17 protein-coding genes are annotated in these 17,213 nt (G+C 65.6%); 10 read left to right on the forward strand and 7 right to left on the reverse strand.

Translation table 11 applies throughout. The annotated features are described in order from the left end of the window. The first annotated feature begins 9 nt into the window (after window positions 1–9). From NHL60_RS10970 to NHL60_RS11015, 10 genes are all read left to right on the forward strand, one after another. Complete coding sequence (locus NHL60_RS10970; RefSeq protein WP_253443234.1) at window positions 10–987, forward strand: ABC transporter permease; 978 nt, start codon at window positions 10–12, stop codon at window positions 985–987. Further along, on the forward strand, window positions 984–1,820 hold the full coding sequence (locus tag NHL60_RS10975) for an ABC transporter permease (RefSeq protein ID WP_253443236.1): 837 nt from the start codon (window positions 984–986) through the stop codon (window positions 1,818–1,820). Before NHL60_RS10970 ends, NHL60_RS10975 begins: the two co-directional genes overlap by 4 nt. Window positions 1,821–1,834: 14 nt before the next feature. Then, complete coding sequence (locus NHL60_RS10980; RefSeq protein WP_253443238.1) at window positions 1,835–3,460, forward strand: ABC transporter ATP-binding protein; 1,626 nt, start codon at window positions 1,835–1,837, stop codon at window positions 3,458–3,460. A 100-nt stretch (window positions 3,461–3,560) separates the two neighbouring features. After that, a complete protein-coding gene (locus tag NHL60_RS10985) occupies window positions 3,561–4,916 on the forward strand; it encodes an IS1182 family transposase (RefSeq protein ID WP_253443240.1) in 1,356 nt (451 codons plus the stop codon). A gap of 175 nt (window positions 4,917–5,091) precedes the next feature. Continuing rightward, window positions 5,092–6,486, forward strand: a complete 1,395-nt coding sequence (locus NHL60_RS10990) for an FAD-binding oxidoreductase (protein ID WP_253443242.1) — start codon at window positions 5,092–5,094, stop codon at window positions 6,484–6,486. After that, entirely contained in the window at window positions 6,483–7,400 is a 918-nt protein-coding gene (locus tag NHL60_RS10995) for a DMT family transporter (RefSeq protein WP_253443244.1), read from the forward strand. The genes NHL60_RS10990 and NHL60_RS10995 overlap by 4 nt, the downstream gene beginning before the upstream one ends. Next, entirely contained in the window at window positions 7,397–7,843 is a 447-nt protein-coding gene (locus tag NHL60_RS11000) for a GNAT family N-acetyltransferase (protein WP_253443246.1), read from the forward strand. The genes NHL60_RS10995 and NHL60_RS11000 overlap by 4 nt, the downstream gene beginning before the upstream one ends. 32 nt (window positions 7,844–7,875) lie before the next feature. After that, on the forward strand, window positions 7,876–8,982 hold the full coding sequence (locus NHL60_RS11005) for a histidinol-phosphate transaminase (protein WP_253443248.1): 1,107 nt from the start codon (window positions 7,876–7,878) through the stop codon (window positions 8,980–8,982). Between the two features lie 253 nt (window positions 8,983–9,235). After that, complete coding sequence (locus NHL60_RS11010; RefSeq protein ID WP_253443250.1) at window positions 9,236–9,835, forward strand: VOC family protein; 600 nt, start codon at window positions 9,236–9,238, stop codon at window positions 9,833–9,835. A gap of 167 nt (window positions 9,836–10,002) precedes the next feature. Beyond that, window positions 10,003–11,064, forward strand: a complete 1,062-nt coding sequence (locus NHL60_RS11015; RefSeq protein ID WP_301271058.1) for a 2,3-butanediol dehydrogenase — start codon at window positions 10,003–10,005, stop codon at window positions 11,062–11,064. A 72-nt stretch (window positions 11,065–11,136) separates the two neighbouring features. Here NHL60_RS11015 and NHL60_RS11020 read toward each other — a convergent pair whose 3' ends face one another. From NHL60_RS11020 to NHL60_RS11050, 7 genes are read right to left on the reverse strand one after another with little or no spacing between them, the layout of a single operon-like run. Next, window positions 11,137–11,871, reverse strand: coding sequence for a lipoate--protein ligase family protein (locus NHL60_RS11020; protein ID WP_253443252.1), 735 nt, complete (start codon window positions 11,869–11,871; stop codon window positions 11,137–11,139). 15 nt (window positions 11,872–11,886) lie between these two features. Continuing rightward, window positions 11,887–12,627, reverse strand: coding sequence for a 2-oxo acid dehydrogenase subunit E2 (locus tag NHL60_RS11025; protein WP_253443253.1), 741 nt, complete (start codon window positions 12,625–12,627; stop codon window positions 11,887–11,889). Window positions 12,628–12,638: 11 nt separating this feature from the next. Then, window positions 12,639–12,875 (reverse strand): lipoyl domain-containing protein, encoded by a 237-nt coding sequence (locus NHL60_RS11030; RefSeq protein WP_253443254.1) that lies wholly within the window; start codon window positions 12,873–12,875, stop codon window positions 12,639–12,641. A gap of 11 nt (window positions 12,876–12,886) precedes the next feature. Further along, window positions 12,887–13,918, reverse strand: coding sequence for an alpha-ketoacid dehydrogenase subunit beta (locus NHL60_RS11035; RefSeq protein ID WP_253443255.1), 1,032 nt, complete (start codon window positions 13,916–13,918; stop codon window positions 12,887–12,889). 14 nt (window positions 13,919–13,932) lie between these two features. After that, on the reverse strand, window positions 13,933–14,913 hold the full coding sequence (locus NHL60_RS11040; RefSeq protein WP_253443256.1) for a thiamine pyrophosphate-dependent dehydrogenase E1 component subunit alpha: 981 nt from the start codon (window positions 14,911–14,913) through the stop codon (window positions 13,933–13,935). Between the two features lie 14 nt (window positions 14,914–14,927). Then, window positions 14,928–16,511: a GMC family oxidoreductase gene (locus NHL60_RS11045; RefSeq protein ID WP_253443257.1), complete on the reverse strand. Its 1,584-nt coding sequence runs from the start codon at window positions 16,509–16,511 to the stop codon at window positions 14,928–14,930. A 47-nt stretch (window positions 16,512–16,558) separates the two neighbouring features. Next, the gene (locus NHL60_RS11050; protein ID WP_253443258.1) at window positions 16,559–17,062 is read right to left on the reverse strand and encodes a gluconate 2-dehydrogenase subunit 3 family protein; all 504 of its coding nucleotides are present in this window, start codon (window positions 17,060–17,062) and stop codon (window positions 16,559–16,561) included. Window positions 17,063–17,213 lie beyond the last annotated feature (151 nt).

Raw genomic sequence — 17,213 nt, forward strand, 5'->3', positions numbered from 1 at the left:
GGTAATGGCATGCTCTATGCCAGATTGATTGTCATGCGGCTTCTGAAAGCCGTCGTCGTCCTGTTTCTCATCGTCATCTTCAACTTCTTCCTAATCCACATGGCACCCGGGGATCCCGCCGCCGTGCTGGCCGGGGAAGCGGGAGCCACCGATGAGCAGTTCCTTCGCCAGCTGCGCGAGCAGTTCGGTCTCGACCAGCCGATGTATGTCCAGCTGTGGCGCTATGTTTCCGGCATCGCCATGCTCGATTTCGGCTACTCCTACCGCCAGCAGATGCCGGTCTTCGACCTAATCATGGCGCGCATGCCCGCCACTCTGCTGCTGACCGGCACCGCCTTCGTGCTGTCGCTGGCTCTGGGCATCCTGGCCGGTTCCCTGGCCGCCGCGCGGGCCAAGAAGCCATCCGGCTCACTGATCATGGCACTCGCTCTGCTGTTCTATGCCACGCCGCTGTTCTGGGTCGCCCTGATGGCAGTGGTGCTGTTCTCGGTCTATCTCGACTGGCTGCCCGCCTACGGGATGGTCACCGTTGGCGCCGGATACACCGGCCTGGCCCTGGCGTTGGATGTCGGCAAGCACCTGATCCTGCCCGCCACTACCCTCGCCCTATTCTTCATGGCCATCTACACCCGCATGACCCGCACCTCGATGCTCGAAGCGAGCCAGCAGGACTACGTCAAGACGGCTCGTGCCAAGGGGCTCTCGCCACGGATCATTCAGCGGCGACATATCCTGCGCAATGCCCTGCTGCCGATCATCACCCTGGCGGGCCTGCAGGCCGGCCAGATGGTGGGGGGCGCGATCCTCACCGAGACGGTGTTTGCCTGGCCCGGCATCGGACGCCTGATGTATGAAGCGCTGATGCAGCGTGACTACAACCTGCTGCTCGGCATCTTCTTCTTTTCGGCCGCCCTGGTGATCGTGTTCAACATCCTCACCGACCTCGTCTATCGCCTGGCCGATCCGCGCATCAAGGAGGCCTCATGAGCTTCTTCGCCCGCTTTGCCCAGAACCGTGGGGCCCTGATCGGGCTGATCATCCTGGTCACGATCATCCTGATGGCCATTACGGCCCCCCTGTTCTTCCCCGAGTCTCCCTGGCGCATGGTCCAGCGGCCCTTCCTGCCGCCCCTCGAGGTCGAAGGTTTTCCTCTGGGCACCGACACCATGGGCCGCAACGTGGCCGCCGGGCTTATGCATGGCGCCTGGGTATCACTGCTGATCGGGCTGGTATCGACCCTGGTCGCACTCGCGATCGGCGTGCCCCTAGGCGCCGTGGCCGGCTACTACGGCGGCCTGATCGATGACGCCCTGATGCGCTTCACCGAGTTCTTCCAGACCATTCCCAACTTCGCCCTGGCCATCGTGCTGGTAGCGATAATGCAACCCAGCGTCACCTCCATCGTGGTGGCCATCGCCCTGGTGAGCTGGCCGCCGGTGGCCCGCCTAGTGCGCGCCGAGTTCATGTCGCTGCGCAACCGGGAGTATGTGGAGGCCGCCCGTCTCGTCGGCCAGTCCAACCGCACCATCATCCTGCGCCAGATCCTGCCCAACACTCTGTCGCCGATCATCGTGCTGGCCTCGCTGATGGTCGCCACGGCCATCCTGCTGGAATCGTCTCTCTCCTTTTTAGGCCTGGGCGACCCCAACGTGATGTCCTGGGGCTACATGATCGGAGCGGCGCGCACGGTGATTCGCCAGGCCTGGTGGCTGAGCTTCTTCCCGGGCCTAGCGATCCTGCTGACCGTGCTGGCCCTGAACCTGGTGGGCGAGGGGCTGGATGACGCCCTGAACCCGAAACTGAGCCGCGAGCGCTCCTGAGCGAGGGGAATCCCATGAACGAGACATCATCCAGTCCCCTGCTGAGCCTGCGCCACCTGACCATTGCCCTGCCCAAAGGCGCCGACCGCGCCTATGCCGTGGAAGACGTCAGCTACGACGTGAAGCGTGGCGAGATCCTCTGCGTGGTCGGTGAGTCAGGTTCCGGCAAGTCGATGGCCGCCAACGCCATCATGGGCCTGCTGCCCAAGGGCGTCCGACCGGTAGGCGGCGAGGCGCTCTTCGATGGCCAGGATCTTCTGACCCTCACCGAGAAGCAGCATCGTCAGCTGCGTGGCCTGCGTATCGGCATGATCTTCCAGGAGCCGATGACCGCGCTGAACCCGCTGATGCGGGTCGGGGCCCAGATCGGCGAGGTCTTCGAGGCCCATGGTCAGCTCAGCAGCCGGGAGCGCCAGGAGAAGGCACTGGCCCTGCTGATCGAGGTCGGCATCCCGCAGCCCGAGAAAGCCATCCGCGCCTATCCCTTCCAGCTCTCCGGTGGACAGCGACAGCGCGTGATGATCGCCATGGCCCTGGCGCTCGAGCCGGAGCTGCTGATCGCCGATGAGCCGACCACAGCCTTGGATGTAACTACCCAGGCCCAGATTCTGGAGCTGATCCTAGACCTCCAGCGCCGCCGCGGCATGGCGGTGATGTTCATCACCCACGACTTCGGGGTGGTGGCCGAGATCGCCAACCGGGTCTGCGTGATGCGCCACGGCAAGATCGTCGAGCTCGGCGATGCCAGGCCGGTGCTCGACAACCCCCAGCACGACTACACCAGGGCGCTGATCGAAGCGATCCCAAGTGACGTGATTCCCGAGGCGCGCGGGGCGGAAACCGACACGCCGCTGCTGGAGGTGGAGAGCCTCAACAAGGTCTTCCGCTCACGCGGTGGGCTCTTCAAGCCAGCCCGGGAGGTGCATGCACTGCGCGATGTCTCCTTCTCGCTGGTGAAGGGCGAGACCATCGGCATCGTCGGTGAATCGGGCTCCGGCAAGTCGACGCTGGGGCGCTGCGTGGTCCGTCTCGAACATCCGGACAGCGGCACCATGAAGCTCTCCGGCACCGACTTCATGAATCTCAAGGGGGAGGCCCTGCGCCGCGAGCGCCACCGGGTGCAGATGATCTTCCAGGATCCCTACGCCTCGCTGAACCCGCGCCATCGGGTAGGCTACGCCATCGCCCAGGGGCCGCTCGCCAATGGCGTGCCCAGGGCCAAGGCGATGGCCCAGGCCGACGCTCTGCTCGAACTAGTCGGGCTGAGCGGCACCGCCGACCGCTTCCCCCACGAGTTCTCTGGCGGCCAGCGCCAGCGCATCGGCATCGCCAGAGCGCTAGCGCTCGAGCCGGAGCTGATCGTGGCCGACGAGGCGGTCTCGGCGCTCGACGTGTCGATCCAGGCTCAGATTCTCGAGCTGCTCGAGGAGCTCAAGCAGAAGCTATCGCTGTCCCTGCTGTTCATCACTCACGACCTGCGCGTGGCCGCACAGATCTGCGATCGCATCATCGTGATGCAGCATGGGCGGATCGTCGAGCAGGGCCCGGCCCGCGACGTCTTCCTGGCGCCGCAGGAGGCCTACACCCGCCAGCTGCTCGAGGCCATTCCCGGCCGCCCGGAAGCTCTCGAGACCGTATGAATTCGGCAAGGCAATCCAACCAACCAGCTAGCAGTCTGTCGGACTTTCCGTCGCACCGTGAGATACTGACCACCGTCATCGCCGAGCTGAGAAGATCGCCATGAGCCGCTTCATCCCTGTGGACCGCCAGACCGATTACCTGCTGCCGCCTTCGGTAGACGAGTGGTTGCCCGATGGTCACCTGGCGCGGTTCGTTGTCGATGTTGTCGAACAACTGGACCTCTCGACGTTGACCCGGCGTTACATGGGGCGGGGTTCCAAGGCACATCACCCGGCGGTGCTGCTGAGCCTGCTGATCTACGGCTACGCCACCGGGGTGGTCTCCAGCCGCAAGATCGAGCGTGCCACCTATGACTCGGTGGCGTTCCGCTACCTGGCCGCCAATACCCATCCCGACCATGACACGCTGGCCACCTTTCGCCGCCGCTTTCTGCCGGAACTGGAACAGTTGTTCGTACAGGTGCTGCTGCTGGCCCGCGAGATGAAGCTGCTCAAGCTTGGCACCATCGCCCTGGACGGCACCAAGCTCAAGGCCAACGCCAGCAAGCACAAGGCGTTGTCGTATGGCCATGCCAAGAAGCTGGAGGCACAGTTCAGGGCAGAGGTGAAAGCGCTGACCGAGCGGGCCGAGTCGGCGGACAAGGAGGACGCGGCCGACGGCATGGACATCCCCGCCGAGATTGCCCGCCGTGAAGCCCGCCTGGCGGCCATCGCCGAGGCGAAGGCCAAGATCGAGGCGCGCGCCGAGGAGCGGGACGCCACCGAGCAAGCCGCCTATCAGGAAAAGGTGGCGCGGCGGGAGGCGCAGCGCAAGGCCGGCAAGAAGCCCCGTGGGCGTGACCCCGAACCGCCCACTGGTGGCCCGCGTGACAAGGATCAGATCAATTTCACCGACCCGCAGTCGCGCATCATGCCGGTCACCGGCAAGGGGTTTGATCAGTGCTACAACGCCCAAGCCGCGGTTGATACCGACAGCCTGTTGGTGACCCATGTCCACGTCACCCAGGCGACCAATGACAAGCAGCAAGTCATGCCGCTACTGACGGCCTGGCAAGGTTACCCGGAAACGCTGGAAAAACCTGACCACCTGCTGGCCGATACCGGCTACTTCAGTGGCGCCAATGTCCAGGCCTGCCATGCCCATGGCATCGAACCGCTGTTGGCGATGCAGCGCGACGTCCACCACCTCCCGGTCTTCGAGCGCTTCGCCGCTGATCCTCCTGCCCCGGCGAGCGAGGATCCCGTCGAGCAAATGGCACACCGCTTGAAGACGCAGGCGGGCCGAGCGCTCTACGCATTGCGCAAACATACCGTGGAACCCGTCTTCGGGATCATCAAGCACGTGATGGGGTTCCGGCAGTTCTCGCTGCGCGGCCTGGAGAACGTCAGTGGTGAGTGGCGATTGGCCACCATGGCGTGGAATATCAAGCGGATGCACCGGTTGACGGCGGGCTGAGGGCCGAGGGCTCGCCGCGCCCAACCGGCCAGCAGGCAAGGCGTCAGAACCGCCTTGCAGAAGCTGAGGGGCAGGTTAAGAGCCACACACCAACACCAACACAGGGGGTTGGTGAAGAACCCACGCCTCAGCTCATCCATTAACCTCAAGTCCGACAGACTGCTAGGAGAGGTGAATGGAATCACTGCTGAGGGCAATCGAGGAGCTCGTGGGGCCCGCAAATGTTCTGCGAGGAGATGACGTGGCCGCAAGGCGGGTGGACTGGATGAGCGGCGCGCCCTGTCGCGCCGGCGCCATCGTGCGCCCTGCCTCCACCGAGGAGCTGGCGGCCGTGATGACGAAGTGCCATGCCGCCGGCCAGCCCGTGGTGACTCATGGCGGGCTGACCGGTCTGGTGCACGGCGCCGAGGCGAATACCGATGAGCTGGTGATCTCGCTGGAGCGCATGACCACCATCGAGGCGCTGGACCCGGTCGGCGGCACCCTGACCGTCCAGGCCGGAGCGCCGCTGCAAACGGTGCAGGAGTGCGCCGCCGAAGCGGGCATGCAGTTTCCCCTCGACCTGGGCGCGCGCGGTTCCTGCACCATCGGCGGCAATATCGCCACCAACGCCGGCGGCGTGCGAGTCATTCGCTACGGCATGATGCGCGAACAGGTGCTCGGACTTGAAGCGGTACTGGCCGATGGCACCGTAGTGAGCTCGATGAACACCATGCTCAAGAATAACGCCGGCTTCGACCTCAAGCAGCTGTTTATCGGCAGCGAGGGAACGCTGGGTATCGTCACCCGCGCGGTGCTCCGGCTGCAGCCGCGCCAGCCGGTATCGCATACCGCCCTGGTGGCCTGCGCCGACTTCGCGGCACTCACCGGACTGCTCCAGCACGTGCGCCGCACCCTCGGCGAGCAGCTCGGTGCCTTCGAGGTGATGTGGCGCAGCCACTATGCGCTGCTCACCGAGGAGAGCGGCCGCCATGCGCCGCCGCTGTCGTCCGACTATCCCTTCTATGCATTGATCGAGAGCCAGGGGAGCGAGGCGGCGGAGAGCGCACAGCGCTTCGAGGCATCCATCGAAGCGGCCTTCGAGGCCGGGCTGCTGAGCGATGCCGCAGTGGCAAGCTCCGAGCAGCAGCGCGAGCGCCTGTGGGCCATCCGTGAGGACATCGAGGGCCTGCTTCACCACATCGCGCCTCGCTTTGCCTTCGATATCAGCCTGCCGCTCGACGAGATAGAGAGCTACGTGCGGGACCTGGAGAAAGCCGTGGCCGAGCGCTGGCCCGACGGGCGCCTCCTGGTCTTCGGCCATCTGGGCGACGGCAACCTCCATGTCACCGTGGGCACGGGCCGGGCTGATGCCCAGACCCGCCGCGCCGTGGAGTCGCTGGTCTACGAACCCCTGGCCGCCCTGGGTGGCTCCGTATCGGCCGAACACGGTATCGGAATCGAGAAGCGCGATTACCTGCACCTCTCACGGTCCCCTGAAGAGATTGCCCTGATGCGCACCCTGAAGCAGGCCCTGGATCCCAAGGGTCTGCTGAACCGGCACAAGGTGCTGCCGGACATCGCCGAATGAGCCTGACCATTGCCCGCCTGCGCCATAGCGAGCGACTGACGGCGCTGCTGCTGATCGCCACCATTGGACTGTTCTGGGGCGGAAACTGGCCAGCGGTACGGTTCATACTGATGGACGTGCCGCCCTTCACCCTACGAACGATCGGCTTCACGACGGGAGCCCTGCTGCTGCTGAGCCGGGCCCGGTGGCGACGGCTGCCGCTCCGGGTTCCGGCCGACGAGTGGCCCTGGCTCATCGCCACGGGGCTCTTCACCATCCTCGGCTTCAACCTGGCCACGGCCTTCGCGCAGCTCAGAATGCCCACCTCCCAGGCCGCGATCATCGCCTTCAGCATGCCCTGCTGGGCCCTGCTGATGGGATGGTGGCTGCTTGGCCAGCGCATCACGCGCCGTCAATGGCTGGGGCTGGCGTGCGGCCAGGCGGGCCTGCTGGTGCTGCTGGGCCCCACCGCACTGGCCGGCGGCACCCGGGGGCTGACGGGGCCCCTGATCATGCTGGGCGCAGCCCTCTCGTGGGCGCTGGGCACGGTGCTGATCAAGAAGCGCGGCGTCTGGCAGAGCCACGCGGTGGTGATCACCGGCTGGCAGTTCGTGATCTGCGCGGTGCCCATGATCGTGATGATGGTGATAACGGAGTCACCGCCGCCTCCGGCGTCCTGGCAGGCCAGCACCTGGCTGGCCCTGGGCTACCACCTGCTGTTCTCGATCACCCTGGCTCAGATGCTGTGGTTCATGAACGTGAATCGGCTGAGCGTGGCACAGGCCACCATCTCGACCCTGATCATTCCGACCGTAGGCGTCTCCAGTGCCATCCTGCTGCTCGGCGAGCCGCTGAGCGCCAAGGTCTTTCTTGCCCTGCTGCTGACGCTGGCCGCCGTGGCAATCGTGATGCTGCAAAAGAGGAAAACCCCATGACACTGACCATCACTGTACCGCAGGACGCCGATCGCGCCGACTGGGAGCGCCTCTATCGCGGCTATGCCGAGTACTACGGCATGCCCATGGACGCCACGATCCTTGATACCGTATGGGGATGGATCCAGTCGTCGGACTCGCCGCTGCAGGGCCTGCTGGCCCGCACCAACGCCGGCGAGGCCATCGGCCTGATGCACTTTCGCGCCATGCCATCGCCCCTGCGCGGCGCCACCGCGGGCTTTCTCGATGACCTCTATGTGGACCCGGCGCACCGCGGCAGCGGCGCGGTGGACGAGATGCTGGCCGCCCTCGGCGAGGAGGCACGCCGCCGGGGCTGGCCCTTCGTGCGCTGGATCACCCGAGAGGAGAACTACCGGGCTCGGAGCGTCTACGACCGCTGCGCCGAGCGCACCGACTGGGTGACCTACCAGCTCGAACCCTGACACCCATACACGACAACTGACTGGGAGTTCTCATGCCCCGCTTTCCCGACCACCTGACCGGAGACGGCCCCCACAACCCCTTTCCCGGCGTACGCGTGCTGGAGCGCCGCCTGGGCCGCGAGATCCCCCACCAGCTCGGTTCCAACGAGGGGCTCGATATGCCCCACCGGGCGCTGCGCGAGCGCTTCGGTGACGCCATGGCCGCGCATGTCTACAGCTACGGCGACGCCGAGGCGCTGGGCATCCGCCGGCGGCTGGCCGCCCAGCAGGGCATTCCCCTGGACGCCATGCTGGTGGACGCCGGGGCCGACAGCCTGATCGCCCTGGCCCTGCGGGCGGTCACCGACCGCGACGAGACGGTGGTCAGCACCACCGGCACCTACCCCACCTTCGCCTACTTCGCCCGGGGCCACGGCTGTCGGGTGGTGGAGGTCCCCTACGCCGAGGGTCCGGGGCGACTGGCGCCGGATCTCGAAGCCCTGGCGGCAGCCGCCCGCGAGCAGGCCGCGCGGCTGGTCTACCTGGCCAACCCCGACAATCCTGGCGGCCACCTGCACGATGACGACGACGTCCTGGCCCTGCGCGAGGCGCTCCCCGACGACTGCTGGCTGCTGCTGGACGAGGCCTACCACGACTTTCGCGAGGATGCCGAGGGCGAGTTCGGCCGCCGGGTGCTGCCCGGCGTGATCCGCCTGCGCACCCTCTCCAAGGCCCACGGCCTGGCCGGACTCAGGGTGGGCTACGCCATCGCCACGCCGCCGACCCTCGAGATGATGATGAAGGTGCGCATCCACTATGCGGTGTCGACCCTGAGCCAGGTCGCCGCCGAGACGGTGCTGGATGCCCCGGAGGAGGTCGCCGCCCACGTGGCCGCGGTGCGCCAGCGCCGCGAGCGGCTGGCGGCCCACCTGCGCAATCTGGGCGCCGACGTGCTGCCCAGCGCCACCAACTTCGTAGGCCTGCGCCTGGCCAGCGCCGAGCTGGCCGGCAGGGTGCACCAGGCGCTGCTCGACGAGGGCAAGCTGGTCGCCCGCCCCGCCGACCCGGCCCTGGGCCATGTGCTGCGCATCACCGCGGTGGAAGACGCCCTGGTACCGGGCCGGCTCGCGACCCTGGAGCAGGCCCTGAAGACGCGCTGACACGCCGGCACCGCCCGAGGGCGGTGCTGAATCCAAGCGTACAGCCCAGCTCCCCTGATACACCTGTCACGTTACAAGCGTTAAATTGCTGGCGCGACCTTGACACCTGTCACCCCCTGGCAATCCGAAAAGGCCGTGACAACACACTCATTACAAAAGCTTTTTTTACCCTCCTCCCTACTGGCATGACCATTGCTCCTGCATTCCGGTGGCATCCGCCGCTGACAACAATGCACAACAAAGGAAATATGTCATGTTTGCTACGCTAAAGCGCGCCCCTGCGGTGGCCCCCCTCTCCCTTGCCCTGCTGATGACCAGCCAACTGGCCCAGGCAGAAATCCCCGGTATGCGAGGCACCCAACACTTTGGCTTCACCGTTCCCGATCGCCAGGCAGCGGTGGATTTCTTCGTCGATGTGATCGGCTGCGAGGCCTTCTTTACTATCGGGCCCTTCGGCCCCTTCGATGACGATTGGATGGACGTGAACCTGGACGTTCATGCAGAAGCCACTATCCCGGCCGCCCACCTGGTGCGCTGTGGCAATGGCACCAACCTGGAGATCTTCGAGTACACAGCCCCGGATCAACGCACCGAGCAGCCACGCAACAGCGACATCGGCGGCCACCATATCGCCTTCTACGTGGACGACATGGCGAGCGCCGTTGCCTACCTCAAGGAGAACGACGTGGAGGTACTGGGCGAACCCAAGACCTTTACCGAAGGGCCCATGGAGGGGCTGAGCTGGGTCTATTTCATGGCGCCATGGGGCATGCAGCTGGAGCTGGTCAGTTCACCCTACGGCATGGGCTACGAGGCCGAAACCGGAAGCCGACTCTGGGACCCGCGCTTCTGAACCTATCCACCTGCGGCGGCATCCCGTGATGCCGCCTCCGCCCCCCAAGAAAAGATACCGACATCACCAAGCGCATGCCGACAGCACGCCCACACGCCGCTACAGGGAAAAGCGGCTCACGGCATGCGCCTGTTGTCATCGGCACAGTGACACGTCGAGGTAATCAGATGACAAACACCATGAAAGCGGCGGTCTGGCACAAGGCCAGAGACCTTCGCGTAGAAGCGGTCGAGATCCCGACCCTCAAGGACCCTCACCAGGTCAAGGTTAAGGTCGCCGCATGCGGCATCTGCGGCAGCGACCTGCACGAGTACAGTGCCGGCCCCATCTTCATTCCGGTCGAGACACCGCACCCCCTCAGTCAGCAGCGTGCGCCCATCATCATGGGCCACGAGTTCGCCGGCGAGGTCGTGGAGGTGGGAGAGTGCGTCACCCGGGTCAGGCCCGGGGACAGGGTTGCCATCGAGCCTATCCTCTCCCCCAACAAGGATGGGCAATACCTCATGGAGCGCTACAACCTGACGCCCCTGCTGGGCTTCCATGGGCTCTCGGGTGGCGGAGGCGGCTTTGCCGAATACACCGTGGTCGGTGAGCACATGGTCCACCCCCTGCCCGACTCCCTCTCCTATGAACAGGGCGCCCTGGTCGAGCCAGCCGCGGTGGGCTTGCACGCGGTGCGCCAGAGCTCTCTGAAGGCCGGCGACAACGCCGTGGTCTTCGGCGCCGGTCCGATCGGGCTGGTGATCATCGAGGCCCTCAAGGCCGCCGGCGCGTCCAGGATCATAGCTGTGGAACCCTCAGCCGTCCGCCGGCACAAGGCCGCCGACCTGGGCGCCTGGGTAGTGGATCCCCGGGAGCAGGACGCAGTGGAACAGGTGCATGCTCTGACCCATGGCGGAGCCGACTTTGCCTTCGAGGTCACCGGCATTCCCGCCGTGCTGAACCAGGCCATCAACGCCACCCACGCTGGCGGCGAGGCGGTGATCGTCAGTATCTGGGAAACGGAAGCGGCCTTCCAGCCCAACGACCTGGTGATCAAGGAGCGCACCATGAAGGGCATCATTGCCTACCGGCATATCTACCCTGCCGTGATCGCCCTCATGGAGCAGGGCTACTTCCGCGCCGACGACCTGATCACCGCACGTATCGCCCTGAAAGACATAGTCGACCAGGGCTTCGAGGCTCTGCTAAACGACAAGTCGCACATCAAGATCATGGTTGAGCCTTGACGACAACGGCTCGGGAAACAAGCCACAACGGGGCCATCATGAGCCCCGTTTTCGTTGGCTGGGATAGTCGAATCAGAAGACGTACTTGACAGCCTTGGCCAGTCGCTCCAGCAGCTCGGGCAGGGCCGCCTCGCCCCTTGCCTCCGGCAGCAACTGGCCGAGAGCCACATGGCTCGCCGGCGAAAAGCGCTGAGGGTCGCCGATGGCGGCCTGGAAAGCATTGACCACCTCCACCAAGACCTCGGGCCTCCCCCCCACCTGCATGGCACCGTGGACCAGCAGCGCCATGTCGCGACAGCCCCGCACCCGCCGCCAGCGCTGGGCGGTTCCCACCAACTTGCGCTCGCCAATGCGCACATTGAAACGCCCGTCGCAGTAAGCGCCCGGCGCCTCGCCGAGGTTGGAGTCCTCGATACCGAGCTCGCGGAGCCAGTCGCACCAGGGCTCTCCGAGGCGGCGATAGCCCCACTCCAGATGAGCAGCAGAGCTGCCTATCCGGCAACGCCGTGCCAGGGCCACGTTGATAACCGCCGTGCTCTGAGGCACCGGGGTGCCACCGGTGGAGCGAAACTGGATCGGCCAGCCCCGCGCCTCGAGTGCCTCCCGGGCCTCGGAAAAGCCCGCCAGGCGCTCATGGCGACGCGGCATCACCAGGGCGCGGTCGCAGGGCGACCAGACCACCAGACCAAGGTCGCTCTCACCGTGGCAGATCGACTCCAGCAGCGCCTCTTCCATGGCCAGCCCCTCCGCCACGCTGGGCCGGCGCAGGGTCATGTCGTCGCTATCCGGGATACAGGCAGGCATCATGGCTCGAGCTCCGCGTCAGAGTTCATGGTCGAAGGCATCGCTGTCCAGCCCCTCGATACGCTCGCAGAGGGCATCGAGGAAGGCGGCCGCCGGCGCCCCGTTGACGGCGCGATGGTCAAAGGTCAGCGACAGACCAATCACCTCCACGGCGCGCCAGCTGCCCGAGTCTGGCACGGCCCGGAGTTCCACACCTCCGATGCCGAGGATCGCCACCTGGGGCAGATTGAGCAGCGGCGTGAAGTGATGCACCCGGGAGCGCCCCAGGTTCGATACCGTAAAGGTCGCGCCGGTCAGCGCCTTGACGCCTAGCTTGCCGCTACGCGCCTGCTCGGTGAGCTCCCGGCGCGCCTCGGGCAGCTCGCCCAGGCGAAGGGCCTGGGCATCGAAGAGTGCCGGGGCCACCAGCAGGTCGTCGGGCAGCGGAATCGCCAGCCCTAGGTGCACCGCGGCATGCCGGGTGATGCAGTTCTCCTCCAGGGTGGCATTGAGGGCCGGAAAATCGCCCAGGGTCTGGACAATCAATCGCAGCAGCAGATCCTGCAGCGAAGGCACCGGCAGCTCGTCATCGCGGCGCCGCTGGCGCAGAGCCTGGAGGGCATCCAGGCGGGCGCTGGCGTGATGGGTCAGCTGTGCCGACTGCTGCAGGCTCTGCAGCATCTTGGCGGCGATCATGCCGCGCATGCCGCGCAGCTTTATCGGCGGCGTGACACCATCCGCCCCCAAGGGGGCGGTGGTCTTCTGGGTGTCGAGTCGCATGACGGGCCTCCTCAAGATTCCAGGGTGGCGATCAGGGTTCCCTTGCTCACCACCTCGTCCTCTTCCTTGGCGATGCTGAGTCGGCCTGTGGCCGGCGCCTCGATCTCGTACTGGGCCTTCTCCACCATCACTTCGGCGACCAGGTCGCCCTGGGCGACCTCGGCCCCGTCATTAACGAGCCAGGCGGTGATCACGCCTTCGGTCTCGCCCTCCCAGAGGTCCGCGGGTACAGTGATTTCGGTCGTCATAGGGTCTCTCCTCAACTCTCACTCAGCATTTGATGGAAGGCGGCGACGATCTTGTCGGCATTGGGCAGGGCCCACTGCTCCATGGTCGGCGCGAAGGGAATGGGAATGTCCGGGTAGGCCACCCGCTTGGGAGCGGCGCGCAGACGACAGCCCGGGTGCTCGGCGACGCTGGCGATGATCTCGCCGCTGACGCCATAGCTGTGGTAGTCCTCGTCCACCACGACCAGGCGTCCGGTCTTGGCGACCGACTCGCGCACCGTCTCGCGATCCAGCGGCACCAGGCTGCGCAGGTCGATTACCTCGGCGGAGAAGCCCTCGGCCTCGAGCGCCTGGGCGGCGCGCAGACAGTGATGCACGCCGGCGCCGAGACTGACCAGGGTCAGATCGCTGCCTTCCCGTGTCACCGCGGCCTTGCCGATCTCCACGGTATAGGCCTCCTCGGGCACCGCCACGGTGGCGCCTTTCTCGGTCCCCAGCCAGCCCATGCCCTGCAGCGCCTTGTGGTACATGAAAACCACCGGGTTATCGTCGCGGATCGCCGCGGTCATCAACCCCTTGGCGTCGTAGGCATTGCTTGGCACCACCACCTTCATGCCCGGCAGGTGGGCGAAGGTGCCGTAGAGGCACTGGGAGTGCTGGCCGGCATCGGAATAGCCGCCGCCGGTGGAGGTCATCAGCACCATGGGCACCGGGATCTTGCCGCCGGAGAAGTAGGTGTTCTTGGCCATCAGGTTGTAGATGGCGTCCATGCAGACGCCGAAGAAGTCAACGAACATCAGCTCGACGATGGGCCGCATGCCGTCGGAGGCGGCGCCTACCGCAGCCCCGATAAAGGCGGTCTCGGAGATCGGCGTATCCCGGACTCTTTCCGGGCCGAACTCATCGAAGAGGCCCCGAGTATTACCGAAGACCCCGCCAAGGGGCCCCACGTCCTCGCCCATCACGAAGACCCGCGGGTCCACGCGCATCTCCTGGGCAGTGGCCTCGGCCATGGCCCGGGCGATGGTCAACTTGCGGCTGGCGCTCTTGGTTACAGTAGTCATGGTCGTGCTCCCGGTTAGACGAAGACGGTTTCCAGCGCCGCCTCGGGCGGCAGGAAGTCGCTCTGCTGGGCGAAGCGGATCGCCGCCTCGACCCGCTCATGGGCCTCGGCCACCAGGGCGTCATCACCCGCCTCGTCGAGCACCCCGGCTTCGAGGAGGGCCGCGCGGTAGCGGGGAATGGGGTCGGCCAGCCCCTCCTTCTCGCCCTTGGGCCGATAGTCCTCGCCGTCCCCCATGAAGTGACCGGCAAGCCGGGATGTCTCGATCTCGATCAGGCTCGGCCCCAGCCCCTCGCGGGCCCGGGCGATGGCCTCGCCCGCCGCGGCATAGACGCCCTCCACGTCGTTGTCGGCCACGTGATGGCCCGGCATGCCGTAGGCAGCGGCACGCACGTCGTTGCGCGGCACGGCGGTGGCGGCCTGCTTGGCCACCGAGATTCCCCAGGCGTTGTCCTCGATGACGAAGACCACCGGCAGCTTCCACACCGCCGCCAGGTTCAGCGCCTCGTGGAAGGCCCCCTGGTTGGCCGCACCTTCGCCGATAAAGGCCACCGCCACCCCGGGCTTGCCCTGCATCTGGCGGGAGAGCGCCGCTCCCACCGCCGGCCCCAGGCCCTCGCCGATGATCCCCGAGCAGGAGAAGTTCACATCGCCATCGAAGAGGTGCATATGGCCGCCGCGTCCGCCGGAAAGGCCGGTGGCCTTGCCGAAGATCTCCGCGACCATGGCATCGAGATCGACCCCCTTGGCCACGGCGATGTGGTGGGGACGGTGGGTAGCGGTGACGATGTCATCCGCCGTCAGATGGGCGCAGACCCCCACGGCACAGGGCTCCTGGCCATTGGAGAGGTGCATCTCTCCGGGGATGGGCCCCTTGGCCATGTTGAAGACCGGGGTCTTTCCCTCCATATAGAGCGCCTCGATGCGCTCCTCGAGGTAGCGGCTAAGGACCATATGGCGGTACATCCAGCGCCGCTGTTCGGCTGTCGGTTGCATGGCAATCACTCCTCTTAAAGCTCGCCGCGTGTCATGCGCTCGGCGATGTATTCAGCTTGACGAATCGTCAAGGCAACGATGGTCAGGGTGGGGTTTTCCGTTCCACTGCTGGTGAATTGGCTGCCGTCGGAGATGAACAAGTTATCGATATCGTGGGACTGGCCCCACTGATTGACGACACCATCCTGGGCCTTGGCATGCATGCGATTGGTGCCCATGTTGTGGCTGGCCGGATAAGGTGGCAGGTCATTGACATGGCGAGCGCCGATGGCCGAAAACAGCTCCCTGGACATCCGGTAGGCGTGGTTGCGCATGCGCGTATCGTTGTCGTGATCCGCCTTGTGCACCACCGGCACCGGCAAGCCGTATTGGTCCTTTTTCGTGGGGTGCAGGGTGATACGATTGCTCTCCAGAGCGAGGTCTTCCCCGCAGATCCAGAACCCCGCCATCCGGCTGTAGTTCTCCATGGAACGGGCAAACTGGCGCCCCCAGCCGTTGGCCGCCCCCGGGTCCAGGAACGCCGCCATGAAGGGCAGCCCCAGATGCAGGGCCTCCAGCTCATAGCCGCCGACATGACCGCGGGAGGGGTCGTTGTCTTCCCACTCTGTGACGATGCCGGGCACCACGGTGCTGCGCTCCATATGCACCGGATGGTCGAACTCCGCATAGGAGCCACCGGTGACATGGGTCATGTAGTTCTTGCCCACCTGGCCCGAGGAGTTGGCCAGCCCATCGGGGAACAGGCTGGAGGCGGAGTTGAGCAGGAGACGCGGCGACTCGATGGAATTGGCCGCCACGGCGACGATGCGCGCCTTCTGGAACTGCACTTCCCCATCGGCGTCGGCATAGAGCACACCGGTCGCCTTGCCGTCCCGGTCATGCTCGATCTTGAGGGCCATGCAGTTGGGCCTGACCTCTACGTTGCCGGTGGCTTCGGCCTTGGGAATCTCCGTATACATGGTCGACCACTTGGCACCGAAGCGGCAGCCCTGCATGCAGAAGCCGGTGACCTGACAGGGCGCCCGCCCGTCGAAGGGCACGGTATTGATGGCCAGGTGCGCCTGCTCGCAGCGGGCGCCGACCCTGTTGGCACCGGCTTCGATGACCTGATAGTGGGTGCTCTTGCCATGAAAGGGCATACCGGTGGCTTCGGTGCCGCATACCCCCATCTTTTTTTCTGCCAAGGCGTAGTAGGGTTCGAGGTCCTCAAGCGATAGCGGCCAGTCCTCCACGTTGGCACCAGCGATTTCGCCGTTGAGCGTTTTCATCTTGAACTCATGCTCCTGAAAACGCATGGCGACACCGGCCCAGTGAATGGTGGAGCCACCGACGCCCTTGACGATCCAGGCGGGCAGATTGGGAAAATCCTCGGCCAGTCGCGACGGCCCCACCAGGTTGCGCTGGTCCAGCCAGCTGATCTTGTTGAACATCCCCCATTCGTCGTTTTCGATATCCTCCATGGTGAAGCGCTTGCCCGCTTCCAGAACCACCGAACGAATGCCCTTTTGCGCCAGCTCATTGGCGAGGGTGCCGCCCCCGGCGCCGGAGCCGATGATCACCACCAGACTGTCGTCATTCAGATCAAATTGCCTGCTCATAGCCTTTGCCCTTCTCTTGTTCGCATCGCACCGTTACCCACGCCCGATCACAGCCAGTCCGGCGTGGCGTCGAAGCCTCGATGGAGGTAGCCACCCTGCTCCCAGGAAGAGCCGCCGTAACCGAATTCGGGCCACAGGGCCGGGTTGTTGTAGATCCCCATCATCAAGTTGCCTTTCACCTTGGCGAAAAACGGGGTGTGCTGAATCTTGCGCAGCAAAGTTTCTCGTTCGGCGCCGCTCTCGATGCCGGCATAGTCGCTGCCATGAGCGGCCCGGGCGCGGCGATCCAGGTCGTTGAGGCCGGCGGCGATCTCGTCGCGCTCCTTCTCCAGCAGTGGCGTTAGGGACTCCAGGTAGTGGCGATCCTCGATCGCCTCATGGGGGTAGATATCGCGGCCCAGGCGCAGCAGGCGGCTTGCCAGGTCGGGCTCGGCCAGGGCCCAGCGCGGCCACAGGCCGGCAGCGCTCATGGCCAGGCTGCCGGCGGTCAGAGCGCCGGTGAGGGTGAGGAAGCGGCGACGGCTCAGCGTCACCCGGGGAGAAGCGGTCATGGCGTGACTCCTCATCTTGTTATTGGCAGGTTCACCGCAGCGGCAAACACACCCATGCCATGGCAGCTTTCGTGCCAACCTGGCCAAGAAGAGGGCTAATTATTTGATAAAAAAGAAAAATACAGGAAGGGTGATGAGCTGAAGGGACGCC

Origin of the sequence: Halomonas sp. Y3, from assembly GCF_024137965.1 — a bacterium.
Classification (GTDB): domain Bacteria; phylum Pseudomonadota; class Gammaproteobacteria; order Pseudomonadales; family Halomonadaceae; genus Halomonas; species Halomonas mongoliensis.